21 protein-coding genes and 1 tRNA gene are annotated in these 25372 nt (G+C 50.6%); 14 read left to right on the forward strand and 8 right to left on the reverse strand.

Features of this window, described 5'->3' with window-relative positions:
* The 6 genes from HMPREF2872_RS05260 to HMPREF2872_RS05285 form a co-directional block, all read right to left on the reverse strand.
* On the reverse strand, positions 1 to 425 hold a 425-nt coding region (locus HMPREF2872_RS05260; RefSeq protein WP_070631779.1), incomplete at its 3' end, for a lipocalin-like domain-containing protein.
* 67 nt (positions 426 to 492) lie between these two features.
* Positions 493 to 3324: a valine--tRNA ligase gene (locus HMPREF2872_RS05265; RefSeq protein ID WP_070631782.1), complete on the reverse strand. Its 2832-nt coding sequence runs from the start codon at positions 3322 to 3324 to the stop codon at positions 493 to 495.
* Positions 3325 to 3420: 96 nt separating this feature from the next.
* Positions 3421 to 4230 carry a zinc transporter ZupT gene (zupT, locus tag HMPREF2872_RS05270; protein ID WP_070631785.1) on the reverse strand — a complete coding sequence of 270 codons (810 nt, stop codon included), beginning with the start codon at positions 4228 to 4230 and terminating at the stop codon, positions 3421 to 3423.
* Between the two features lie 179 nt (positions 4231 to 4409).
* Complete coding sequence (locus HMPREF2872_RS05275; protein WP_070631787.1) at positions 4410 to 5666, reverse strand: D-amino acid dehydrogenase; 1257 nt, start codon at positions 5664 to 5666, stop codon at positions 4410 to 4412.
* Positions 5667 to 5749: 83 nt separating this feature from the next.
* Positions 5750 to 7141: an alanine/glycine:cation symporter family protein gene (locus HMPREF2872_RS05280; protein ID WP_070631790.1), complete on the reverse strand. Its 1392-nt coding sequence runs from the start codon at positions 7139 to 7141 to the stop codon at positions 5750 to 5752.
* A gap of 370 nt (positions 7142 to 7511) precedes the next feature.
* On the reverse strand, positions 7512 to 8369 hold the full coding sequence (locus HMPREF2872_RS05285; protein WP_070631794.1) for an ATP-grasp domain-containing protein: 858 nt from the start codon (positions 8367 to 8369) through the stop codon (positions 7512 to 7514).
* 126 nt (positions 8370 to 8495) lie between these two features.
* Here HMPREF2872_RS05285 and HMPREF2872_RS05290 point away from each other — a divergent pair, with 126 nt between their 5' ends.
* The 5 genes from HMPREF2872_RS05290 to HMPREF2872_RS05310 all read left to right on the forward strand — a co-directional run bounded on the left by HMPREF2872_RS05290 (position 8496) and on the right by HMPREF2872_RS05310 (position 12631).
* Entirely contained in the window at positions 8496 to 9731 is a 1236-nt protein-coding gene (locus HMPREF2872_RS05290; RefSeq protein ID WP_070631797.1) for an FAD-binding domain-containing protein, read from the forward strand.
* A gap of 147 nt (positions 9732 to 9878) precedes the next feature.
* Entirely contained in the window at positions 9879 to 10598 is a 720-nt protein-coding gene (gene minC / locus HMPREF2872_RS05295) for a septum site-determining protein MinC (RefSeq protein WP_063076223.1), read from the forward strand.
* Between the two features lie 26 nt (positions 10599 to 10624).
* Positions 10625 to 11440 carry a septum site-determining protein MinD gene (gene minD / locus HMPREF2872_RS05300; protein ID WP_070631800.1) on the forward strand — a complete coding sequence of 272 codons (816 nt, stop codon included), beginning with the start codon at positions 10625 to 10627 and terminating at the stop codon, positions 11438 to 11440.
* Positions 11441 to 11443: 3 nt separating this feature from the next.
* On the forward strand, positions 11444 to 11707 hold the full coding sequence (gene minE, locus HMPREF2872_RS05305) for a cell division topological specificity factor MinE (protein ID WP_003680625.1): 264 nt from the start codon (positions 11444 to 11446) through the stop codon (positions 11705 to 11707).
* Between the two features lie 3 nt (positions 11708 to 11710).
* Positions 11711 to 12631 (forward strand): hydrogen peroxide-inducible genes activator, encoded by a 921-nt coding sequence (locus HMPREF2872_RS05310; protein WP_070631808.1) that lies wholly within the window; start codon positions 11711 to 11713, stop codon positions 12629 to 12631.
* A 64-nt stretch (positions 12632 to 12695) separates the two neighbouring features.
* Here the strand turns inward: HMPREF2872_RS05310 and HMPREF2872_RS05315 are convergent, their stop codons facing one another.
* The gene (locus HMPREF2872_RS05315) at positions 12696 to 12908 is read right to left on the reverse strand and encodes a glycine zipper 2TM domain-containing protein (RefSeq protein WP_003684747.1); all 213 of its coding nucleotides are present in this window, start codon (positions 12906 to 12908) and stop codon (positions 12696 to 12698) included.
* Positions 12909 to 13163: 255 nt separating this feature from the next.
* Between HMPREF2872_RS05315 and HMPREF2872_RS05320 the strand changes: the two genes are divergently transcribed.
* Positions 13164 to 13613, forward strand: coding sequence for a CopD family copper resistance protein (locus HMPREF2872_RS05320; protein ID WP_070631810.1), 450 nt, complete (start codon positions 13164 to 13166; stop codon positions 13611 to 13613).
* Between the two features lie 35 nt (positions 13614 to 13648).
* Positions 13649 to 14623 carry a TerC family protein gene (locus HMPREF2872_RS05325; RefSeq protein ID WP_070631813.1) on the forward strand — a complete coding sequence of 325 codons (975 nt, stop codon included), beginning with the start codon at positions 13649 to 13651 and terminating at the stop codon, positions 14621 to 14623.
* Positions 14624 to 14686: 63 nt separating this feature from the next.
* Here HMPREF2872_RS05325 and HMPREF2872_RS05330 read toward each other — a convergent pair whose 3' ends face one another.
* Entirely contained in the window at positions 14687 to 15085 is a 399-nt protein-coding gene (locus HMPREF2872_RS05330) for an Ag473 family lipoprotein (RefSeq protein ID WP_070631817.1), read from the reverse strand.
* A 182-nt stretch (positions 15086 to 15267) separates the two neighbouring features.
* Between HMPREF2872_RS05330 and HMPREF2872_RS05335 the strand changes: the two genes are divergently transcribed.
* The 7 genes from HMPREF2872_RS05335 (at position 15268) to cas2 (ending at position 25279) form a co-directional block, all read left to right on the forward strand.
* Positions 15268 to 15343: transfer RNA gene (locus HMPREF2872_RS05335), tRNA-Lys, on the forward strand.
* 301 nt (positions 15344 to 15644) lie between these two features.
* Positions 15645 to 17087 (forward strand): aldehyde dehydrogenase, encoded by a 1443-nt coding sequence (aldA, locus tag HMPREF2872_RS05340; protein WP_070631819.1) that lies wholly within the window; start codon positions 15645 to 15647, stop codon positions 17085 to 17087.
* 179 nt (positions 17088 to 17266) lie between these two features.
* Entirely contained in the window at positions 17267 to 18778 is a 1512-nt protein-coding gene (gene lysS, locus HMPREF2872_RS05345; RefSeq protein ID WP_070631822.1) for a lysine--tRNA ligase, read from the forward strand.
* Positions 18779 to 19040: 262 nt separating this feature from the next.
* Positions 19041 to 20465 carry an alanine/glycine:cation symporter family protein gene (locus tag HMPREF2872_RS05350; protein WP_003684764.1) on the forward strand — a complete coding sequence of 475 codons (1425 nt, stop codon included), beginning with the start codon at positions 19041 to 19043 and terminating at the stop codon, positions 20463 to 20465.
* Positions 20466 to 20734: 269 nt separating this feature from the next.
* Positions 20735 to 23980: a type II CRISPR RNA-guided endonuclease Cas9 gene (gene cas9, locus HMPREF2872_RS05355; RefSeq protein WP_070631826.1), complete on the forward strand. Its 3246-nt coding sequence runs from the start codon at positions 20735 to 20737 to the stop codon at positions 23978 to 23980.
* Positions 23981 to 24045: 65 nt separating this feature from the next.
* Positions 24046 to 24960 (forward strand): type II CRISPR-associated endonuclease Cas1, encoded by a 915-nt coding sequence (gene cas1, locus HMPREF2872_RS05360; RefSeq protein WP_070631829.1) that lies wholly within the window; start codon positions 24046 to 24048, stop codon positions 24958 to 24960.
* Positions 24953 to 25279, forward strand: a complete 327-nt coding sequence (cas2, locus tag HMPREF2872_RS05365; RefSeq protein WP_070631832.1) for a CRISPR-associated endonuclease Cas2 — start codon at positions 24953 to 24955, stop codon at positions 25277 to 25279. The genes cas1 and cas2 overlap by 8 nt, the downstream gene beginning before the upstream one ends.
* The last annotated feature ends 93 nt before the right edge of the window (positions 25280 to 25372 follow it).

Here is a 25372-nt window from a genome sequence, read left to right on the forward strand (position 1 = left end):
AATTTGCCTGTTCTATCTAATTGTTGAACATCATCCTCATTATTAACACCTATCATACCACCCAATATGTTGTGTATCATGTTTTCCACTGATCGAGCATCCTCTGACTTCTCTAACCATGCCTGTGTTTCAGGGCTGTGACGTCGTGACAAGTCACTAACCTTGATTTGCCTTCTAGTCAAGACATCGTTCTCAAAACTCCATTGTCCCGTACTGATTAAATGATATGTCAATAAATTGTTACCATAGTCATCAATGTCAACATTAACTGTACCATTTCCTTTGAAACTACCATCCAGAAAATATTCTATTTGTATATCACTTTGAGCGATATAAGTGTTACCAACGCAATGCCATGTACCGACAATCGGAGAAGCCAGAGCAGTTGTTGCGGATAAAAGTACCGGCAAAATAAAGAGTTTCATCTATTTCCTTTTCTAAAAGAGGCCGTCTGAAAAACATTCTTCAGACAGCCTTATCTATTCAGTTAAATCAGTCTTTCAACTTCGCCAACTGAGTTTGAACTTTCGCCATTTTGTCTTCCAATTCCGCCAAATCGGCTTTGTCTTTTTCCACCAAATGTGCTGGGGCTTTTTCGGTGTAGCCGGGTTTGGAGAGTTTGGCGTTGAGTTTGTCCAAGGCTTTTTGCAGCTTCTCGGCTTCTTTGCTCAAACGAGCGGTTTCGGCGGCTTTGTCGATTTCGACTTTCAACATCAGGCGCGCGCCGTTGCAGACGGCGACGGGGGCGTCTTCCGCTTCGGGCAGGCTGTCCACCAGCTTGGCTTCGGTCAGTCGGGTCAGCGATGGCAGGTATTTGAGCAGGCCTTCGAGTTCTGCGCTGCCTTCGACAAAGAGCGGTGCTTTGACGTTTGGCGCGATACCCATTTCGCCGCGCAGTTTGCGCACTTCTTCCACCAAGTCTTTCAATGCAGCCATTTTATCGAAGGCCGTCTGAACGATTTTTTCTTTATCGGCTTGCGGATAGGCGGCCAACATGATGCTGTCGGCGGTTTTGGCATTCGCCAGAGGCGCAACGACCTGCCACAGCTCTTCGGTAATGAACGGCATGATTGGGTGCAGCAGGCGCAGGATGGTTTCGAGTACGCGCACGAGGGTGCGGCGTGTGGTGCGCTGGGTTGTCGGGCAGCCGGTTTGGATTTGCACTTTTGCCAGCTCGATGTACCAGTCGCAATATTCGTTCCACACGAATTCGTACAGCGTTTGCGCGGCAAGGTCGAAGCGGTAGGTTTCGAAGGCTTCGGCAACGGCGGCTTCGGCTTGTTGCAGTTTGCCGATAATCCATTGGTCGGCGAAGGTAAACGCCAACGGCTGCATTTCGTCTTGACCGCAGTCTTTGTCTTCGGTGTTCATCAACACGAAGTTGGTGGCGTTCCACAATTTATTGCAGAAGTTGCGGTAGCCTTCGGCGCGTTTAAAGTCGAAGTTGACGCTGCGGCCGAGGCTGGCGTAGCTCGCCATGGTGAAGCGCAATGCGTCCGCGCCCATGCTCGGAATGCCTTCGGGGAAGAGTTTTTTGGTTGCTTCTTCCACTTTCGGCGCGGTTTCGGGTTTGCGCAGGCCGGTGGTACGTTTCACCAGCAGTTTTTCCAAGTCGATGCCGTCGATTAAATCCACAGGGTCGATGACGTTGCCTTCGGATTTGGACATTTTTTTGCCTTCGTGGTCGCGCACGATGCCGTGGATGTACACATCTTTAAACGGTACTTTGCCGGTGAAGTGGGTGGTCATCATAATCATGCGCGCCACCCAGAAGAAGATGATTTCGTAACCTGTTACCAAGACATTGGATGGCAGGAAGGCTTTGAGTTCGTCGGTTTCAGACGGCCAGCCGAGCGTGGAGAAGGGCACGAGCGCGGAGGAGAACCATGTGTCCAATACGTCTTCTTCACGGGTCAAACCGGTTTTGCCGGCTTGTTTTTCAGCTTCTTCCTGATTGCGGGCAACGTACACATTGCCTTCGTTGTCGTACCATGCAGGGATTTGATGGCCCCACCACAATTGGCGCGAGATACACCAGTCTTGGATGTTGTTCATCCATTGGTTGTAGGTGTTGACCCAGTTTTCAGGGATAAAACGCACTGCGCCGCTGTCGACGGCTTTTTTGGCTTTATCGGCAAGGCTCAGGCCTTTGAATTCGCTGTCAGGCTCGCCGCCGTTTGGCGTGGCGGACATGGCGACAAACCATTGGCTGGTCAGCATTGGTTCAATCACTGAGCCGGTGCGATCGCCTTTCGGCGTCATCAGCGTGTGCGGTTTGATTTCGACCAAGAAGCCTTGTTCTTGCAAATCGGCAACCATTTGTTTGCGCGCGGCAAAGCGGTCCAAGCCTGCGTATTTTTCAGGTAGGGCAAAGCCTGGCTGCGCTTCGCCTTTGAAGTTGAACACTTCGGCGTTTGCCAACACTTTGGCTTCCAAATCGAACACGTTAACCAAACGCGTGTCGTGGCGTTTGCCGACTTCGTAGTCGTTGAAGTCGTGCGCAGGCGTGATTTTCACGCAGCCTGTGCCGAAGTCTTTTTCAACGTATTCGTCAGCAATCACGGGAATGGTGCGGCCGGTCAGCGGCAGGATTAATTCTTTGCCGATTAAGTGGGTGTAACGTTCGTCTTCAGGGTTGACGGCTACGGCCACGTCGCCCAGCAGCGTTTCGGGACGGGTGGTCGCCACGATAACGGCTTCGGCAGGATTGTCCGCCAGCGGATAGCGGATGTGCCACATAGAGCCTTGTTCTTCCACGCTTTCCACTTCCAAATCAGACACTGCGGTACCCAAAACCGGATCCCAGTTCACCAAGCGTTTGCCGCGGTAAATCAAGCCCTGTTCAAACAGGCGCACGAACACTTCGGTCACGGTTTCCGCGCGCACGTCGTCCATCGTGAAATACTCGCGTGTCCAGTCGGCAGAACAGCCCACGCGGCGCATCTGCTGCGTAATCGTGCCGCCGGAAACTTCTTTCCATTCCCACACTTTTTCCAAGAATTTTTCACGCCCCAAATCATGACGCGACACGTTTTGCGCGGCAAGCTGACGCTCAACCACGATTTGCGTGGCGATGCCCGCGTGGTCGGTGCCGGGAATCCAGGCGGTGTTGCAGCCCTTCATGCGGTAGTAGCGGGTCAGGCCGTCCATGATGGTTTGGTTGAAGGCATGACCCATGTGCAGTGTGCCGGTTACGTTGGGCGGCGGCAGTTGGATGGAAAAAGACGGTTTGGTCAAATCCATATCGGGCTGGAAATAACCTTGTGTTTCCCAGTTTTGATAGTGTTTGGATTCGATTTCGGCGGGATTGTATTTGTCTAACATGATGGAACTTTGTGAAATTAAGGTTATTTTTGATGTGCGGATTATAACGCAAAAAGGCCGTCTGAATCATTTCAGACGGCCTTTGGCATACGGGTTTTAAAAACGGAACAATACCAGGCTGACGGCAATCACCGCCATACCCGTTGTCAGACCGTAAACGGTTTCGTGGCCGTCTGAATAGCGTTTGGCGGCCGGCAACAGCTCATCCAACGCCAAAAACACCATCACGCCGGCTATCACGCCAAACACCGAACCAAACACGGCAGGCGACAAAAACGGCTGCAAAACCAAATAGCCCAAAGCCGCACCCAAAGGCTCGGCCAAGCCGGATAGCAGACACGCCCATACCGTTTTCTTACGGCTGCGGGTGGCAAAATAAACCGGCGCGGCGATGGAAATGCCCTCCGGAATATTATGGATGGCAATCGCCAAGGCCAAAGGCATCCCGACCGCCGGATTTTCCAAGGTGGCAAAAAACGTCGCCAAGCCTTCGGGGAAATTGTGCGCAGTAATCGCAAACGCCGCCATCATACCGACTCGCGCGATATGGCGGCGTTTGCTTTCTTGAAACGACGGATCTTGCGCATCCAAGGTTTCATGCGGGTTCGGCACCAGGCGGTCAATCAGCGCAATGCCGCCCATACCGGCCAAAAATGCCATGGTCGCCGCCGCAAACGCGTGGTCTTTATCATAAATTTCAGCGAACGCCTCACTGGATTTACTGAAAATCTCCGTCAGGGAAACATACACCATCGCACCGCCGGCAAATGCCAAACCAAACGACAACACGCGCGGATTGGGCGTTTTGGAAAACATCACCAAACCGCTGCCTAATACGGTAAACAAACCGGCAGCCAACGTGATGGAAAAGGCAACGGCCAAATTGGGCATCGAAAAATCGGGCATGGGAAAACCTGCGCTAAAAGCTGGACAGGTTCAGACTAACACTTTTTAATGCATATGATAATAGTTATTATTTATTTTATTGATTGGATACACGGATTTTGAAACAAAAGGCCGTCTGAAAAATAATTTTCAGACGGCCTTTAAATTTGAAATGTCGCTAAACCTTATCGCTTTCCAGCTTAAGCCTGATAGCGAGACAGGCTCAAATCGTCGCTGCGGATTTCGGTGTCTTTGCCGCTCACGATATCGGCGGTTAATTTTGCCGAACCCAGCGACATGGTCCAGCCCAAAGTGCCGTGGCCGGTATTCAGGAACAAGTTTTCAAAGCGGGTGCGCCCGATTAGCAGCGTGCTGTCGGGCGTCATCGGTCTGAGGCCGCTCCAGAACAATGCTTGTTTCAAATCTCCGCCTTCTGGGAACAAGTCGTTGACGACCAAAGCCAAGGTTTCGCGGCGTTTTTCGGGCAGTTTGATTTCGTAGCCCGACAATTCCGCCATGCCGCCGACGCGGATTCTGTTATCAAAGCGCGTGATGGCGACTTTGTAGCTTTCATCCAAAACGGTGGAAACCGGAGCGCCGTCTGAATTGGTGACCGGCAGGGTCAAGGAATAGCCTTTGACGGGATAAATCGGCAGATTGAGATCCAACTGCGCCAAAACCGTCCTGCTGAAGCAGCCGAGCGCGCAGACGAAGGCATCTGCTTCAAAGCGTTCTTTTTCGGTTTCGACTGCGCTGATGCGCTGCCCATTGTGTTCGATGCGGCGGATGGTTTGGTTGAAATGGAACTGTACGCCTTTTTCCTGGCACAATTTGTATAGGTTTTCAGTGAAGAGGTGGCAGTCTCCGGTTGCGTCCGCAGGCAGGTGCAGGCCGCCGGCAATTTTGGCGGTAACGCGTGCCAGCGCAGGCTCAAATTCTGCGCATTCTTCAGGTTTCAGACGGCGGTACGGCACGCCGTAGCGTTCCAAAACGGCAATGTCTTGTTCTGCCGCTTCAACTTCTTTAGCTTGGCGGAAAATCTGCAACGTCCCTTTTTTGCGCCCTTCAAAATTCATGCCGGTTTGCGCTTCAAAACGGCGGAACATTTCACGGCTGTATTCGGAAATCCTGACCATGCGCTCTTTATTGATTTGATAGCGCGCTGCCGTGCAGTTTTGCAGCATTTGCCACAGCCATTCGATTTGATACAGGCTGCCGTCAGGGCGGAACAGCAAAGGCGGATGGCTTTTAAACAGCCATTTCAGCGCTTTGGTCGGGATACCGGGTGCAGCCCACGGCGTGGTATAGCCGTAAGAAAGCTGGCCTGCGTTGGCAAAACTGGTTTCCATCGCCACGCCCTCGGCGCGGTCGATGACCGTTACTTCATGTCCTGCCTCTGCCAGATACCACGCGGAAGATACGCCGGCCACACCAGCACCTAAAACAAGCACTTTCATTTTTCTCCTCCTCTGACCTTTTTCAAAACAAACTTAATATACATCGGGCCGTCTGAATGTTCAGGTTCAGACGGCCTTGGACATCAATGCGGCAATTCGCCGTTTTTGATTTTTTGTTTGAAGTCGCGTGTTTCATTGACGATGACTTTCGCCATCAACAAAAGCGCAATCAGATTGGGCAAGGCCATCAAGCCGTTGAATGTGTCCGAAGCCAGCCACACCAAATCAAGGCTCAACACGGTACCCAGCATGACCGAAGAAACATAACCGACGCGGTACAAACCGGCAAACTTCTCGCCGAAAACGTAAACCGCGCATTTCTCGCCGTAATAACACCAGCCGAGAATGGTTGAGTAGGCAAAGAAAATCAGGCCGATGGTCACAATCCAGCCGCCGATGCCGGGCAGCATTTTTTGGAAAGTGACGGTTGTCAGCGCCGCGCCGCTCAATTCAGGTTTCACAAACTCGCCACCTGCGCCGAGCAGACCCATGACCAACACGATACCGGTAATCGAGCAAACAACAATGGTGTCCAAAAACGTACCGGTCATGGAAACCAAAGCCTGACGGACGGGGTGGTCGGTTTTCGCGGCTGCAGCGGCAATCGGCGCAGAACCCATACCCGCCTCATTGGAGAACACGCCACGCGCCACGCCGTAGCGGATAACCGTACCGATGGCACCGCCGGCAACGGCCTGCGCGCTAAACGCATCGGAGAAAATCAGTTTGACGGCAGGCATCAGTACATCGGAATTAATCACGATAATGGCAATACCGCCTACTACATAAAACACTGCCATGGCAGGTACGATAAAGGACGCGGCTTTGGCAATGCCCTTAATGCCGCCCAAAAGCACAATGGCCGTTAATACGGTCAAGACTATGCCGGTGTAGGCAGGTTCGACGCCGAAGCTGGTCTGCACTGCCTGCGCAACCGAGTTGGACTGCACCGAGCTGCCGATACCGAATGAAGCGAATGTGCCGAACAGCGCAAATGCGACGGCCATCCATTTCCAGTTTTTACCCAAGCCTTTTTCGATGTAATACATCGGGCCGCCGGACATTTCGCCTTTGGAATTGGTCACGCGGTATTTCACCGCCAACACGCCCTCGCCGTATTTGGTGGCCATACCGAAAATGGCGGTCATCCACATCCAAAATACCGCGCCCGGGCCGCCGGTTACCACCGCAGTCGCCACACCGGCGATGTTACCCGTACCGATGGTGGCGGACAGCGCGGTCATCAACGCCGCAAAATGGGAAATATCACCTTCGTGGTCTTCGCCGTCTTCATGCTTCTTTGACGGCACAAACGCCTGTTTCAGCGCATAACCCAACATGGTGAACTGCAAGCCTTTCAGCAAAACGGTCAGCAAAATGCCCGTACCGACCAGCAGCATCAACATAATAGGTCCCCAGACCCAGCCGCTGATGGTTTCGAAAAAGGCTTTGAGATTGTCTAAAAACAATTGCATGGCTTTCTCCTTTGTCTGTTTTATTTTTTATGCACTACTTTTTGTAGTGTCATGTAATTTCAGCACAGAATATTCAATAAGACAATATCTTTCTTTTTAAAAAGATTTTTGAGGTTTTACCCTAAAAAGATATCTATTTAGACCGGCCAGATTGTTTACAATCCGCTAAAAATAAAGGCTGCGACCGAGATAAAATGCCAAATGAAAGTTAACCAACCATCAATTAAGACTGCAACAATTAAAATGACACAATCGACAAATGGCACATTATTGAAAAATACAAACACGCAAATCTTGTTTAAAAAAAGCCTCAGGCAGTCTGAAAGATGGTTTCCAGACGGCCTGAGGCTTGTTAATTATATTGATAAAGTCAGGTTGATGAATGTTGCCCAAGCAACTGCGCCAACACTCGGGCAAAGCGTTCCGGCGCGCCTTCGCTGGTGTGCAAATACAGGGCGGGCTCGATGAGTTCCAATTCATTGAGCAGGAAGGTGTCGCCGACCAATGTGCCGTCCACTCGGGCGTAAACCGGCATTTGCGGCAAAGCGGCCAGTGCGTCTTGCGCGGCACGGACGGCAAACTCGGGCGGCTCGATACCAAATACCGACACGCCATAGGCCGAGTTGGCGCGCCATTCGCCTTGAGGCGGCTGACGGCGTACGGCATGGCTGAATACGCCGTTGAAAAACACCAGCGAGGTTTCGCCTGCTGTTTCGATTTCGCGGATATAAGGTTGAACAATCATGCCTTGCGGATAATCCGCCATATCCACGTCCAATACATCCGCACAAACTTTGACTACCCCTTTGCCGCTCTGCCCGAATGCCGGCTTGATGACTGCTTCCGTCCAGCCTTGTCGGTTCAGGATGTCCGCCAACTCGGCTTTTTGCGGCGGAACGAACACGCTGGGAATCACTCGCGCGCCGCGTTCTGCTAAATCGCACAAATAAGTCTTTTCCATATTCCAAGCCATCAGCTCGGGCGGATTGATAAAACGCTGCCCCGCCTGCTCGGCTTGCTCCAGCCATTTGCGGAAGGCTTCGGGTTCGGCGGCATAATCCCATGCGCACAAAGGCAGCAAAAACGGCGCGGACGGATGGTTTTGCCACGCATCAAATACGGTTTTCACGCCCATGGTTTCCAAGCATGCCGCCAATGTTTTCAGGTTGTCTGATGGTTCGGGATAGGTTTGGCAGGTAATGAGTGCCAAAACGGTTTTCTCGGTCATGATTGCCGCCTCATTGCTAAAACCAAAATTATATAGCAAAATCAAACCAAAAGATTTTTCAGACGGCCTGATACATGAGGCCAATTCTGATAAAATGGTTTCCCCGTTTTCCGTCGGAACATGCTCATGAAATCTGCTCACGTCCTTGTCTGGTTCCGCCGCAACCTCCGTCTGCACGACAATGCCGCGCTTAATGCCGCCGTTGCAAGCGGTTTTCCCATCGCCTGCGTCTGGGTCAGCCAAAGGCCGTCTGAAAACCACAATCCGCGTCAAAGCCTGTTCCACTATCAAGCCGCGCAAGAGCTGCATACCCGTCTGGCAGCGCACCATATCCCTTTATATGTCGTCGCTTCCGACGAAGACCTCCTCCCCTTGGCTGCTGCGTTCAATGCCTATACCGTCATCACAGACGAAGCCTACACCGAAGCCGAAATCCGCCAAGACAACCACCTCTGGCACAATTTCGACCGAGCAGGCATTACCCTGCAACACGCCAACGACCGCGGTATTTTGGCCAAATCCCCCCTCATGGATGCCAACGGCCTGCCCTACACCGATTTTGCCGCCTATAAACAAGCATGGTTGCAGGCTTATTCAGGACAAAGGCCGTCTGAAACCGAATTGCCTGTTCAAACCGGACAAAACGTTCCACTGTTTCCAGCCCATGCCGGCGCGGTATTGCCTGCCTATCAGCAGGGCGGCGAAACCGCAGCCTTAACGCAATGGCACGCATTCAAACAGAATTTGGTTCACTACCCGATTACCCAAAACTTTCCGGCACGAAAAAACACCAGCCTCCTCAATGCCTACCTGTCCGCAGGCTGCATTTCACCGCGCCTGCTGGCTGCCGAAGGCTTGGCAAACCGACATTTCGAATGGCTGGACAAGCTTATTTTCCGCGACTACTGCTACCAGCTCGCCTACCACCGCCGCCTGCCCGAAACAACCGATGCCGCCCCGGTACGCGAATACTGGCGACTCGGCCAAACCGGCGTACCCATCATCGACGCCTCCATCCGCGGCCTCGAAGCCACCGGTCACTTACACCCTGTTCTCCAGCAGCTGTGCGCCCACTATTTCTGCCACGCCCTCAACTTCGACCCCAACCAAGGCATTGCGTGGGCAGCCTCCGTCCAAACCGGCACCGACCCCGCGCTCAACCAAGCCAACTGGCACCTCGCCGCACAAGACACGGCCACCGTCCGCTATGCCCACCGTTCGCATCAAATCGATCCCGACGGCAGCTACATCCGCAGTTACGTCCCCGAATTGGCGCACCTACCGTCCACCCTCATCCACACGCCGTGGGCCGCCGCCGATGACATCGACACACACGGCTACCCCTTTCCCAAGGCCGTCTGAAACCTGCGTTCACACCAAAAAACCACACTAAATACAGCTGAAAAACGTTCAAACAAAATATTTTGGTTTCAGATGGTCAAACAGATTGAATAGCCAAGATTTACACGGTAAACTTACGTCATTAAAAAATTTTATTATTTCATTACAATGAAACCCGCATTCGACATAAAAACGTCACGTTTGGACGTCTTATCCATCCATCTGCACACCGCAGATCTAACCGAATTGGAAGAATTCCTGCGCCAACTGGCAGGCCAATCCCAAGACGAATTCGTTCCCTTCATTTTAGACGTACAAGATTTCGACCACCCCGAATCCATCGATTTGGGCGGCATGATTTCCCTGTTTGCCCGTTACGGTATGCAAATCTTAGGGCTGCACCACACCAGCGACACATGGGCGGCAGCAGCGGCGCGTTACCACTTGGTATTCAAACAAGGCAACTCCACCCAGGCAGCCGACACACAGGCAGCGCCTGCCCCCCGCCAAGCACCGCAGCCGCAAGACGTACAAGCCACCGTTATCAACAATCCGACTGTATTGGTCAGCACGCCCGTGCGTACCGGCCAGCAGGTTTACGCTGAAAACGGCGACCTCATCGTTACCGGCATCGTCAGCCAAGGTGCGGAACTTATCGCCGACGGCAACATCCATATTTATGCCCCCATGCGCGGCAGAGCGTTGGCCGGTGCCAAAGGCAATACCAACGCGCGCATCTTTATTCATTCCATGCAGGCCGAATTAGTCTCCGTTGCCGGTATCTACCGCAACTTCGAGCAAGACCTGCCCGAGCATCTGCACAAAAAACCCGTACAAGTATCATTGCAAGACAACCGACTGGTTATCAGCGCAATCGACGCCGAATAAACATCAGTACTTAAAAAGGAAATATCGTGTCCAAAATCATCGTAGTAACTTCAGGTAAAGGCGGCGTAGGCAAGACCACTACCAGCGCCAGCATCGCAACCGGCCTGGCCCTGCGCGGCCACAAAACTGCCGTAATCGACTTCGACGTCGGTTTGCGCAACCTTGACCTGATTATGGGTTGCGAACGCCGCGTCGTATACGACCTCATCAACGTTATCCACGGCGAAGCGACTCTCAACCAAGCCCTTATTAAAGACAAAAACTGCGAAAACCTCTACATCCTGCCTGCATCGCAAACCCGCGATAAAGACGCACTGACCCGCGAAGGTGTAGACAACGTGATGAAAGAGTTAGCCAGCGAAAAAATGGGCTTCGAATTCATCATCTGCGACTCTCCTGCCGGTATCGAACAAGGCGCACTGATGGCGCTCTACTTTGCCGACGAAGCCATCATTACCACCAATCCGGAAGTATCCAGCGTCCGCGACTCCGACCGCATCCTGGGCATTTTGCAAAGCAAATCCCGCAAAGCCGAACAAGGCGGTACTGTTAAAGAGCACCTGCTGATTACCCGCTACTCCCCTGAGCGCGTAGCCAAGGGTGAAATGCTGTCTGTACAAGACATCTGCGACATCTTGCGTATTCCGTTGATCGGTGTAATTCCTGAATCACAAAACGTTTTGCAAGCTTCCAATTCCGGCGAACCTGTCATCCACCAAGACAATGCCGCAGCAGCAGAAGCCTATAAAGACGTTATCGCCCGCCTCTTGGGTGAAAACCGCGAAATGCGTTTCCTCGAAGCTGAGAAGAAAAGCTTCTTAAAACGACTGTTCGGAGGTTAATACATGTCACTGCTCGATATGCTGTTCGGCAGAAAGCCGAAAACCGCCACAGTCGCGCGCGACCGCCTGCAAATCATCATCGCGCAAGAACGCGCACAAGAAGGCCAAGCTCCGGACTATCTGCCGACCCTGCGTAAAGAGTTGTTGGAAGTCCTGTCCAAATACGTCAACGTATCATTGGACGACATCCGCATCTCCCAAGAGAAACAAGACGGCTTGGACGTTCTTGAGCTGAACATCACCCTGCCGGAACAAAAAAAGGCTTAACACATGACCTTGACCGAATTGCGTTACATCGTAGCCGTCGCACAAGAACGTCACTTCGGACGTGCCGCACGACGCTGCTTTGTCAGCCAGCCCACCCTCTCCATTGCCATCAAAAAGCTGGAGGAAGAGCTGTCGGTATCCCTGTTCGACCGTAGCAGCAACGATATCATCACGACCGAAGCGGGAGAGCGCATTGTCGCCCAAGCCCGCCGGGTTCTGGAAGAAGCAGAACTCATCAAGCACCTTGCCAATGAAGAGCAAAACGAATTGGAAGGCGCATTCAAACTCGGCCTGATTTTTACCGTTGCCCCCTACCTTCTGCCCAAGCTCATTACCGCGCTGCGTGAAACCGCACCGAAAATGCCGCTGATGTTGGAAGAGAACTATACCCACATCCTGACCGAGTCGCTCAAACGTGGCGATGTCGATGCAATCGTCGTTGCCGAACCGTTCCAAGAGCCGGGTATCGTGACCAAGCCTCTGTATGACGAACCTTTCTTCGTCATTGTTCCCAAAGGCCATCACTTTGAAGAACTCGATGCCGTTACGCCTCAGCTTTTGGGCGAAGAACAAGTGTTGCTGCTGTCTGAAGGCAACTGTATGCGCGACCAAGTGTTGGCGAGCTGTTCCGAATTGGCTTCCAAACAGAAAATCCAAGGTTTGACCAATACCCTGCAAGGCAGCTCCATCAACACCATCCGCCACATGGTTGCCAGCGGCCTGGCCATCAGCGTCATGCCGGCTACCGCATTGACCGAAAACGACCACATGCTTTTCAGCATTATCCCGTTTGAAGGCACTGCACCACACCGCCGTGTCGTTTTGGCTTATCGCCGCAACTTTGTCCGTCCCAAAGCACTGACTGCCTTGCGCACGGCTATTTTGCAATCGCAACTGACCGGTGTAACGTTCGTCAACGAATAAACCGTAAAACAAAAGGCCGTCTGAATATTCAGACGGCCTTTTTTATTTTTAACCGAATAAAGGATTAGTAGCGGGTATGAACCTGGCTGCCGATAACGCCACCCAAAGCCGCGCCACCCAAGGTAGAGCCGGTATCGCCACCAATCAAGTTACCTGCCACGCCACCCAATACCGCACCAGCAGCAGTGTTGCGTTGGGTTTGAGTCATATTGGCACATGCACCCAAAGAAGCGGCCAGCATGATCAAGGTCACAGTTTTTGCAAAAGTTTTCTTCATGGTTTGATTCTCCATCAGGGGGTTAAGCTGTATATGGAGCAGTATGCCACAACCTTTCATTAATATATTTTCTGATAAGTAAAGACAGATTAAACTAAGATAACGCCCTTGATGAACGGTTAACTTCAAAAACAAACGGAAATTCCAATAGAATATTTATAAAATTTAATATATTTGGCATAAAATTGCGCATACATCAACCGCATTCGGTAGTGATACAATGACGACTTGTCTGAATTACCGGAAACACCCGTCATGAGTATCTACGCACTGGCACACATCATCCACGTTTATTGCGCGATTGCCTTTGTCGGCGGCGTATTTTTCGAAATGCTGGTTCTCTCCGTTTTACACACCGGCCGTGTTTCGCGCGAATCGCGCCGCGAAGTCGAGCGTGCCATGTCCCATCGTGCCGTCCGCGTGATGCCGATTGTCGTCATCACCCTTTTTATCAGCGGCATCGTTATGGTGTACAACCGTTATCTGCCAATGCTGCACCATCCTCTCGACAGCGCCTTCAGCATTATGTTGAGCATCAAAATCCTGTTGGCAATAAGCGTTTTGGTGCATTTTGCCATCGCCGTTGTCAAAATGGCCCGACACACCCTCACCGTCGGCTGGTCGAAATACATACACGCCGTTGTCTTCAGCCATATGCTGTTTATCGTCTTTTTTGCCAAGGCGATGTTCTACCTGTCTTGGTAAACCTTACCCATACCCCCCACACACAAGGATTTTTTATGACCCAATACCCGTCCGTCGGCTCGCCGATGTTTTACGGCATCTTCTTTATTGCCGTCTTAATCATGATCGCCATCGATATGGTATCGCTGAAAAAAAACGGCGCCCACAAAGTCAGCATCAAAGAAGCCCTCGCCTGGAGCGGCATTTGGGTGGCCGTATCTTGTGCATTTGCAGGCTGGCTCTATTTTGAACTGGCGGGCAACCCGACTTACGGGGTCGTTGTCGCCAAAGAAAAAGTCCTCGAATTCTTCACCGGCTATGTACTCGAAAAATCCCTTGCCGTCGATAACATCTTCGTTTTCCTGATGATTTTCGGCTACTTCAAAGTCGAACCCAAATTCCAACACCGCGTCTTGCTCTATGGCGTATTCGGTGCCATCGTCCTGCGCGCCATCATGATCTTCATCGGCGCCGCCTTGGTACAACAATTTGAATGGATTTTGTACCTCTTCGGCGCCTTTCTCTTATACACCGGCATTCACATGATGAAGCCCGAAGCCGAAGCTGAAGAAGACCTTTCCCAAAACAAGATCCTGACCCTGCTCAAAAAAGTCATCCCGACCAGCCAACAGTTTGACGGTGAAAAATTCTTTACCATCGAAAACGGCAAACGCATCGCTACGCCGCTTTTGCTGGTATTGATTATGATCGAATTAAGCGACGTTATCTTTGCCGTGGACAGCATCCCCGCTATTTTTGCCGTAACCACCGACCCTTTCATCGTCCTCACTTCCAACATTTTTGCCATCTTGGGTCTGCGTGCCATGTACTTCTTACTGGCAGACTTTGCCGAACGCTTTATTTTCCTCAAATACGGCTTGGCTTTCGTGTTGAGCTTTATCGGTATCAAGATGCTGATTATGCACTGGGTACATATCCCGATTTCCATTTCCCTGTCCGTCGTCTTCGGCGCACTGGGCGCGTCCATCCTGACTTCTTTGGTATATACGCGTCAGCAAGAGAAAAAATAATCTGCCGATATAAAAAGGCCGTCTGAACATTTCAGACGGCCTTTTCAAATATCAAACACCAGCTTATTTAGCAGCGTCTTTCAATTTGTCGGCAGCTTCTTGAGTCGCATCGGCTGCTTTACCCATAGCATCTTTAGCTGCGTCTTTGGCAGCATCTTTAGCATCAGAAACCGCATCTTTAGCTTCTTCAACCGCTTTACCGGCAGCATCTTTAGCGTCAGAAACTGCTTTATCCGCAGTTGCTTTAGCATCTGCAGCAGCATCTTTAACATCAGAAACAGCTTGCTCAGTCGCACCTTTGACTTCAGAAGCAGCAGCATCAACAGAAGAAGCTGCATTCTCAGCAGCAGCGTTTACATCGGAAGCAACAGCAGAAGCCGCCTCTTGGGTTTCTTTTTTCGCTTCTTGTGTACACGCAGCCAAGCCGGCCACCATCATTGCAGCAATTAATAATTTTTTCATGTTGTATATCCTTTGGTCTAAAAAATATCTGTCAAAACTGACAGACTAAAAAATCATAACATAATAAATGCTCAAAAAAGGGAGAATTAACGCCAAATAACAGCCGATTTACGTTTTTTGAAAAAAATTTCAAAAAAACAGTTGACGAAAAGAAACAAGCTACCTATAATGCACAGCTTATCGGGTCGTTAGCTCAGTCGGTAGAGCAGCGGACTTTTAATCCGTTGGTCGAGCGTTCGAATCGCTCACGACCCACCAAATATGAAAACCTGCTTTGAAAAAAGCAGGTTTTTTTATATTCTCTATTAAGCCTTTCTTCACTTAATACCTTTCTCATCATCAAAATCAAGCAATATTCGAGCTTTGTCACAATGCTGTTATAGATGTAACTCAAAGCATCACAAACCTCTTAAATCAATCAAACCCAACTCCCCACACATCATATTTTTCTAAAAACTTCCAAATACCTACCATCAACCCACGCCAAATCCTCTTGTATGCCAGACAATTTAGGCATAGACTAAAACTACATCCAACTACAACAACAGGAGAAGGTTTGATGAAACAACTGTCTATGTATATCAACGGCCGCTTTGAAACCGACTTTAACGGTACATGGCGTGATGTTTTGAATCCAGCAACCGAAGAAGTCATCGCGCGTGAGCCTAAAGGCGGAAAAGCCGATGTTGATCGTGCCGTTGCCGCGGCCAGAGATGCGCAAACTACATGGGAGCGTTTGCCTGCCGTTGAGCGCGGCGCATACCTGCGCAAAATTGCCCAAGGCATCCGTGAACGTGCCGATGAGCTGACGGATACCATTGTTGCCGAAGGCGGTAAAACCAAAGATTTGGCACGCATAGAAGTCATGTTCACTGCCGATTATCTCGACTATCAAGCAGAATGGGCGCGCCGTTATGAAGGCGAAATCATCCAAAGCGACCGCCCACGCGAAAATATTTTATTGTTCAAACGTCCTTTAGGCGTGATCGCCGGCATTTTGCCGTGGAACTTCCCATTCTTCCTAATCGCCCGCAAAATGGGCCCGGCTTTGGTAACAGGCAATACCATCGTCGTCAAACCAAGCAGCGTTACCCCGATTAACTGCCACATTTTTGCTGAAATCATCCATGCCTCAGGCTTACCCGCAGGCGTGTTCAACGTCGTTAACGGCCCGGGCGCAGAAATCGGCAATGCCTTGGCATCACATCCGCAAGTCGATATGGTCAGCCTGACCGGTTCTGTCGATGCAGGCCGCCAAGTGATGGAAGCCGCTTCCGCCAACATCACCAAAGTCTCGCTGGAACTCGGTGGCAAAGCGCCTGCCATCGTTTTGAAAGACGCGGATTTGGATTTGGCAGTGAAATCCATCTTGGCTTCGCGTGTCGGCAACACCGGTCAAATCTGCAACTGCGCCGAGCGCGTCTATGTCCACAGCAGCCTGAAAGACGCGTTCATTGAAAAAATGACCGCCGCCATGAAAGGCGTGCGCTACGGCAATCCTGCCGAAGCCGAAGCAGGCGCGCTGGAAATGGGTCCGCTGATTGAAGAGCGCGCCGTCAAAGCCGTTGCCGAAAAAGTGGAACGCGCCGTCAAACAAGGTGCGACGCTGGTTTGCGGCGGCAAACGCGCCGAAGGACGCGGCTATTTCTTCGAGCCGACCCTGCTGACCGATACCGACAACAACATGGACATCATGAAGGAAGAAACCTTCGGCCCCGTCCTGCCTGTTGCCACTTTCGACACGCTCGACCAAGTCATCGCCTTGGCAAACGACTGCGAATTCGGTCTGACCAGCTCCGTTTACACCACCAACCTGAACGAAGCCTTCTACGTCACCCGCCGCCTGCAATTCGGCGAAACCTACATCAACCGCGAAAACTTCGAAGCCATGCAGGGCTTCCACGCCGGTTGGAAAAAATCCGGTATCGGCGGCGCGGACGGCAAACACGGTTTGGAAGAATATCTGCAAACCCAAGTCGTTTATTTGGAAACCGATATCTAACTGCCGATACTGCCCTTCATGAAACAAAAGGCCGTCTGAAACTGATTTTTCAGGTTTCAGACGGCCTTTCTGCCTTTATAGAAAAAAACACCGACATCGCGTAAAATAGAGCCAATTTTTCACTTTATTCAGGCCGTCTGAAAATATCAGCAGCCTGACTCATTTTCCCGGAAAACACCATGAGCGAACAAAACAATCCGCAAATCGAGCCGCAGTTGGACGAAAACCAAATCATCGCCCTGCGCCGCGAGAAACTGCACAACATCCGCAAAGAACGCAACGCCTACCCTAACGATTTCAAACGCGACAGCTTTGCCGCCGACCTGCACACCCAATACGGTGAAATCAGCAAAGAAGAACTCGACCCGCAAGGCATTCCCGTCAAAGTGGCTGGCCGCATGATGCTCAAACGTCAAATGGGCAAAGCCAGCTTTGCCACCATTCAAGACGTTACCGGTCAAATCCAGCTTTATTTGAACAACAAAGGCGTGAGCCAAGAAGTTTTGGACGATTTCAACCACTGGGACTTGGGCGACATCGTCGGCGCGGAAGGTACTTTGTTCAAAACCAACCACGGCGAATTGACCGTGCGCGTGTCCAACATCCGCCTGCTGTCCAAATCCCTGCGCCCTCTGCCGGACAAACATAAAGGCTTGAGCGATCAGGAAACTAAATACCGTCAACGCTACGTCGATTTGATTGCCAACGAAGAATCGCGCAATACGTTTATCAAACGCAGCCAAATCATCCAATCCGTGCGCAATTTCATGGTTAACGAGCATTATTTGGAAGTTGAAACCCCAATGATGCACCCGATTCCGGGCGGTGCAACAGCAAAACCATTCGTTACCCACCACAATGCCTTGGATATCCCGCTCTACCTGCGCATCGCGCCTGAGCTGTATCTGAAACGCTTGGTTGTCGGCGGTTTGGAACGCGTGTTTGAAATCAACCGCAGCTTCCGCAACGAAGGCATGTCCGTACGCCACAACCCTGAATTCACCATGATCGAATTCTACGAAGCCTTCTCCGACTACGAACGCATGATGCAAATGGCGGAAGACATCATCCGCAACGCTTCCCGCGCGGTAAACGGCACGGCGAAAATCAGCTACAACGGTAAAGAAGTCGATTTGGAAAGCCCGTTTGAACGCCTGACCATTCTCGACGCCATCAAAAAATACAATCCGCACTACACCGACGAGCAGTTGAACGATGCGGAGTGGCTGAAAAAAGAAATCGTCAAACACGGCGAAAGCCTGCCGCCGTCTCCCGGCATCGGCAGCCTGCAACTCGCCCTGTTTGAAGGTTGCGCCGAGGGCAAACTGTGGAACCCGACTTTCATCATTGACTACCCTGTCGAAGTGTCGCCATTGGCACGCGCATCCGACAGCAAACCGGGCTTGACCGAACGCTTCGAGCTTTTCGTTGTCGGCCGCGAATTGGCAAACGGCTACTCCGAGTTGAACGATCCGGAAGACCAAGCCGAACGCTTCAAAGCGCAAGTGGCGCAAAAAGACGCCGGCGACGACGAAGCCATGCACTACGATGCCGACTACATCCGCGCCATGGAATTCGGTCTGCCGCCGACCGGCGGCTGCGGCATCGGCATCGACCGCTTGGTAATGTTGCTGACCGATTCGCAAACCATCCGCGACGTGATTCTGTTCCCGCAAATGCGTCCCGAATAACGCATTGAAATAAAATCAAGGCCGTCTGAAAACAAGACTCTGTTTTCAGACGGCCTTTTTGTTCAAATATGTAAACCGGGAAAATTAAAATCGATAAATTCTTTACACCATAATAATAAAATTACATGATAATCAAAAAGATAATATAAAAAAGAATATGTAAACGTTTTTCAGTTTGTTGACAGTCTGCTAGAATACATCCAGTTACAGACAGCCTCCACACACAGGCCGTCTGAAAATGCAGAAATTCTGAAAGGTTTGTATGGATCAATTTTTTGAACAGCTTCACGGCTGGGTAAACGCCATCAACGACCCAATGTGGTCGGGGTTGGTATATATGCTTTTAGGCGCAGGCCTCTTTTTCACCGTTACCACCGGTTTTGTACAATTCCGCCTCTTCGGCCGCAGTATCAAAGAAATGCTGGGCGGTCGCAAACAAGGTGATGATCCGCACGGAATCACACCGTTCCAAGCATTCGTTACCGGCTTGGCCAGCCGCGTAGGCGTGGGCAACATCGCCGGCGTGGCGATTGCCATCAAACTCGGCGGACCGGGCGCGGTGTTCTGGATGTGGGTAACCGCCTTAATCGGCATGAGTTCGGCGTTTGTCGAATCTTCACTGGCTCAACTCTTTAAAATCCGGGACTACGACAACCACCACTTCCGCGGCGGCCCTGCCTACTACATCACTCAAGGCCTGGGACAAAAATGGCTGGGCGTTTTATTCGCCCTGAGTCTAATTTTCTGTTTCGGCTTTGTATTTGAAGCCGTACAGACCAATACCATCGCCGATACCACCAAAGCGGCATGGGGCTGGGATCAACACTATGTCGGCGTCGCTCTGGTCATTCTGACTGCCCCGATTATCTTCGGCGGTATCCGCCGCGTATCCAAAGCCGCGGAAATCATCGTCCCGCTGATGGCGGTTTTATATCTCGTCATAGCACTCTTCATCATTGTTACCAATATTTCCCTGATTCCTGAAGTGTTCGGTCAGATTTTTTCCAACGCGTTCAACTTCGATTCGGCTGCAGGCGGTTTCCTCGGCGGTCTGATTTCGACCACCATGATGCAGGGTATCAAACGCGGCCTGTATTCCAATGAAGCGGGTATGGGTTCCGCGCCGAACGCCGCAGCCGCAGCCGAAGTGAAGCACCCCGTTTCCCAAGGCATGATTCAAATGCTGGGCGTTTTCGTCGATACCATCATCGTCTGCTCATGCACCGCCTTTATCATCTTGACCTATCAACAGCCTTACGGAGACCTGAGCGGTGCGGCGCTGACCCAAGCGGCAATCGTCAGCCAGGTAGGCGAATGGGGCGCGGGCTTCCTTGCCGTCATCCTGTTTATGTTTGCCTTTTCAACCGTTATCGGTAACTATGCCTATGCCGAGTCCAATGTCCAATTCATCAAGAGCCATTGGCTGGTTACCGCCGTTTTCCGTATGCTGGTTTTGGCATGGGTCTACTTCGGCGCAGTTGCCAACGTACCCTTGGTATGGGATATGGCAGACATGGCAATGGGCATCATGGCATGGATTAACCTCGTCGCCATCCTACTCCTGTCCCCACTTGCCTTCCTGCTGTTGAAAGACTACACAGCCAAGCTGAAAGTGGGCAAAGACCCAGAGTTCAAACTCTCTGAACACCCAGGCTTGAAACGCAAAATCAAATCCGATATCTGGTAACACCAAAGGCCGTCTGAAATTTCAGACGGCCTTTTTAATCCCTGCCATTTAGACAAAACGATGCCCCTTAAAGCCGAAGCCTTAAGGGGCAGAGCGTTGCGGCACATCTTTTCAGACGGCCTTATTGTAGCAACGTTTCTCATTTCGCAGTGCAACAATATGTCCAAATTCTAATTCCAAATCGGCACCCAGTCAAGCATTTCATTTGCATGGTAATACTTACCTAGGATATATTTATACTTACTAAACATCATATTACGGAGAAACTGATGGCTGCATTCAAACCCAATCCAATCAACTACATCCTCGGCCTCGATATCGGCATCGCATCCGTCGGCTGGGCGATGGTAGAAATTGACGAAGAAGAAAACCCCATCCGCCTGATTGATTTGGGCGTGCGCGTATTTGAGCGTGCAGAAGTACCGAAAACAGGCGACTCTCTCGCAGCGGCAAGACGCTTGGCACGCAGCGTCCGCCGCCTGACCCGCCGTCGCGCCCACCGCCTGCTTCGGGCCCGTCGCCTATTGAAACGCGAGGGCGTATTACAGGCTGCCGATTTTGATGAAAACAGCTTGATTAAATCCTTACCGAATACACCATGGCAACTTCGCGCAGCCGCATTAGACCGCAAACTGACGCCTTTAGAGTGGTCGGCAGTCTTGTTGCATTTAATCAAACACCGCGGCTATTTGTCGCAACGGAAAAATGAAGGCGAAACTGCCGACAAGGAGCTTGGTGCTTTGCTTAAAGGCGTAGCCGACAATGCCCATGCCTTACAGACAGGCGATTTCCGCACACCGGCTGAATTGGCTTTAAATAAATTTGAGAAAGAAAGCGGCCATATCCGCAACCAGCGCGGCGATTATTCGCATACGTTCAGCCGCAAAGATTTGCAGGCAGAGCTAGTTTTGCTGTTTGAAAAACAAAAAGAATTTGGCAATCCGCATATTTCAGACGGCCTTAAAGAAGGTATTGAAACCCTGCTGATGGCGCAACGCCCTGCCCTGTCTGGCGATGCTGTTCAAAAAATGTTGGGGTATTGCACCTTTGAGCCGACAGAGCCGAAAGCCGCTAAAAACACCTATACCGCCGAACGTTTCATCTGGCTGACCAAGCTGAACAACCTGCGTATTTTAGAGCAAGGCAGCGAGCGTCCGCTGACTGATACCGAACGTGCCACGCTTATAGATATGCCTTATAAAAATAAGCTAACTTATGCAAAAGCACGAGAACTGCTGGGATTGGACGATACGGCATTTTTCAAAGGTTTGCGTTACGGCAAAGACAATGCCGAATCGGCAACGCTGATGGAAATGAAGGCTTACCACGCCATCCGCCGTGCGCTGGAAAAAGAAGGTTTGAAAGACAAAAAATCTCCGTTGAGCCTTTCCCCCGAATTGCAGGATGAAATCGGTACGGCATTCTCCCTGTTTAAAACAGATGAGGATATTACAGGTCGTCTGAAAGGCTGCTTGCAACCTGAAATCTTGGATGCACTGTTGAAACACATCAGCTTCGACAAGTTCGTTCAAATTTCTTTGAAAGCGTTGCGCCGAATCGTGCCGCTGATGGAACAAGGCAAACGTTACGATGAAGCCTGCGCTGAAACCTACGGGGATCATTATGGCGAGAAAAATTCGGAGGAAATGCTTTATCTGCCGCCGATTCCCGCCGACGAAATCCGCAACCCCGTCGTCTTGCGCGCCTTATCTCAAGCACGGAAAGTCATTAACGGCGTGGTTCGGCGTTACGGCTCCCCTGCCCGTATCCATATTGAAACAGCAAGGGAAGTAGGAAAATCGTTTAAAGACCGCAAAGAAATCGAAAAACGCCAAGAAGAAAACCGTAAAGACCGTGAAAAAGCCGCCGCCGAATTCCGAGAGTATTTCCCCAATTTTGTCGGCGAACCCAAATCCAAAGATATTCTGAAACTGCGCCTGTACGAGCAACAACACGGCAAATGCCTGTATTCGGGCAAAGAAATCAACTTAGGCCGTCTGAACGAAAAAGGCTATGTCGAAATCGACCATGCCCTGCCGTTCTCGCGCACATGGGACGACAGTTTCAACAATAAAGTGCTGGTATTGGGCAGCGAAAACCAAAACAAAGGCAACCAAACCCCTTACGAATACTTCAACGGCAAAGACAACAGCCGCGAATGGCAGGAATTTAAAGCGCGTGTCGAAACCAGCCGTTTCCCACGCAGTAAAAAACAACGGATTCTGATGCAAAAATTCGATGAAGATGGCTTTAAAGAACGCAATCTGAACGATACGCGCTACGTCAACCGTTTCCTGTGCCAATTCGTTGCCGACCATATGCTGCTGACAGGTAAAGGGAAAAGACGTGTCTTTGCATCCAACGGACAAATTACCAATCTGTTGCGCGGCTTTTGGGGATTGCGCAAAGTGCGTGCGGAAAACGACCGCCATCACGCCTTGGACGCCGTCGTCGTTGCCTGCTCAACCGTTGCCATGCAGCAGAAAATTACCCGTTTTGTACGCTATAAAGAGATGAACGCGTTTGACGGCAAAACCATAGATAAAGAAACAGGAGAAGTGCTGCATCAAAAAGCACACTTCCCGCAACCTTGGGAATTTTTCGCACAAGAAGTCATGATTCGCGTCTTCGGCAAACCGGACGGCAAATCCGAATTTGAAGAAGCGGATACCCCCGAAAAACTGCGTACCCTGCTCGCAGAAAAATTATCTTCTCGCCCCGAAGCCGTGCACGAATACGTTACGCCACTGTTTGTTTCACGCGCGCCCAATCGGAAGATGAGCGGGCAAGGCCATATGGAGACCGTCAAATCCGCCAAACGACTGGACGAAGGCATCAGCGTGTTGCGCGTACCGCTGACACAATTAAAACTGAAAGACTTGGAAAAAATGGTCAATCGGGAGCGCGAACCTAAGCTATGCGAAGGACTGAAAGCACGTTTGGAAGCACATAAAGACGATCCTACCAAAGCCTTTGCCGAGCCGTTTTACAAATACGATAAAGCAGGCAACCGCACTCAACAGGTAAAAGCCGTACGCGTAGAGCAAGTACAGAAAACCGGCGTATGGGTGCGCAACCATAACGGTATTGCCGACAATGCAACCATGGTGCGCGTAGATGTGTTTGAGAAAGGCGGCAAGTGTTATCTGGTTCCGATTTACAGTTGGCAGGTAGCGAAAGGGATTTTGCCGGATAGGGCTATTATCGCTTTTAAAGATGAAGAAGATTGGCAACTTATTGATGATAGTTTTAACTTTAAATTCTCATTACACCCTAATGATTTAATTGAAGTAATAACAAAAAAAGCTAGGATATTTGGTTACTTTGCCAGCTGCCATCGAGGCACAGGTAATATTAATATACGCATTCATGATCTTGATCATAAAATTGGCAAAAATGGAATACTGGAAGGTATTGGTGTCAAAACCGCTCTTTCATTCCAAAAATACCAAATCGACGAACTCGGCAAAGAAATCAGACCATGCCGTCTGAAAAAACGCCCGCCTGTCCGTTAAATTAATCTATCCCTGTTTCAGACGGCCTGAAGCAGGGATTTTTTATATCAAAATAAGGGGAAAACATGACTTGGCGCAGCCTGCTTATTCAAAACGGCGGCAAACTATCCTTGCAACGCCGGCAACTGCTGATTCAACAAAACGGCGAGTCCCACACCGTACCATTAGAAGACATCGCCGTTATTATCATCGAAAACCGCGAAACCCTGATTACTGCCCCGCTCCTATCAGCCTTAGCCGAATATGGCGCAACCTTACTGACATGTGACGAACAGTTCCTGCCCTGCGGACAATGGCTGCCTTATGCCCAATATCACCGCCAACTTAAAATCCTCAAGCTGCAGCTGAATATAAGCGAACCCTTAAAAAAGCAACTCTGGCAACATATCATCCGCCAAAAAATCCTAAATCAAGCATTTGTCGCAGACGAAACAGGCAATGATCTTGCAGCCAAACGGCTGCGCTCTTTGGTAGTTGAAGTCCGTTCAGGCGATACAGGAAACCGTGAAGCCCAAGCTGCCGCCCTCTACTTCCAAGCCCTCTTTGGAGAAAAATTTACCCGTAATGACAACAATGCCGTCAATGCTGCATTGAACTACACCTACGCCGTACTCCGTGCCGCAGTCGCACGCGCCTTGACCTTATATGGTTGGTTGCCTGCATTAGGCTTGTTTCATAGAAGCGAACTAAATCCATTCAACCTCGCAGATGACTTTATCGAACCCTTGCGCCCATTGGCCGATCTGATCGTTATACATTTGCATGAACAAGGCCGTTTGAAAACTGATCTGACCCCTAACATCAAACAAAACCTTATCAAGACCCTTCACTGTCAAATCTGCATCGAACGGCAACATTTCAGCACCTTAGCTGCCATCGACAAAATAATTTCTTCATTTCAAGCCAGCGTAACCGACAAAAACGCCAAACAGCTGAAACTGCCTGAAATCTTGCCATTGAAAGAATACCAATATGAGTGAGGCCAAATTTATGAGGATTATTGTCTTCTTCGACCTACCGGTTACCACAGCGGCAAAGCGCAAAGCCGCCAATCAATTCCGCCAGTTTCTATTAAAAGATGGATACCAAATGCTCCAGCTTTCCGTATACAGCCGTATTGTCAAAGGTCGAGATTCGTTGCAAAAACACCACAATAGGCTATGTGCAAACCTACCGCAAGAAGGGTCAATCCGCTGTTTGGAAGTAACAGAAAAGCAATATACCACCATGAAACTGCTGTTGGGAGAGCTGAAAACCCAAGAAAAAAGGGTAAATTCCGACCAACTATTATTATTTTAAGTCCTATTTTTCAGACCAAATAAAATGGGAAACCCTTATAGAATAAGGGTTTCCCATTAAGGTATTGTAGCACTGCGAAATGAGAAAGGGAGC

Origin of the sequence: Neisseria sp. HMSC069H12, assembly GCF_001812735.1 — a bacterium.
Lineage (GTDB): Bacteria > Pseudomonadota > Gammaproteobacteria > Burkholderiales > Neisseriaceae > Neisseria > Neisseria subflava.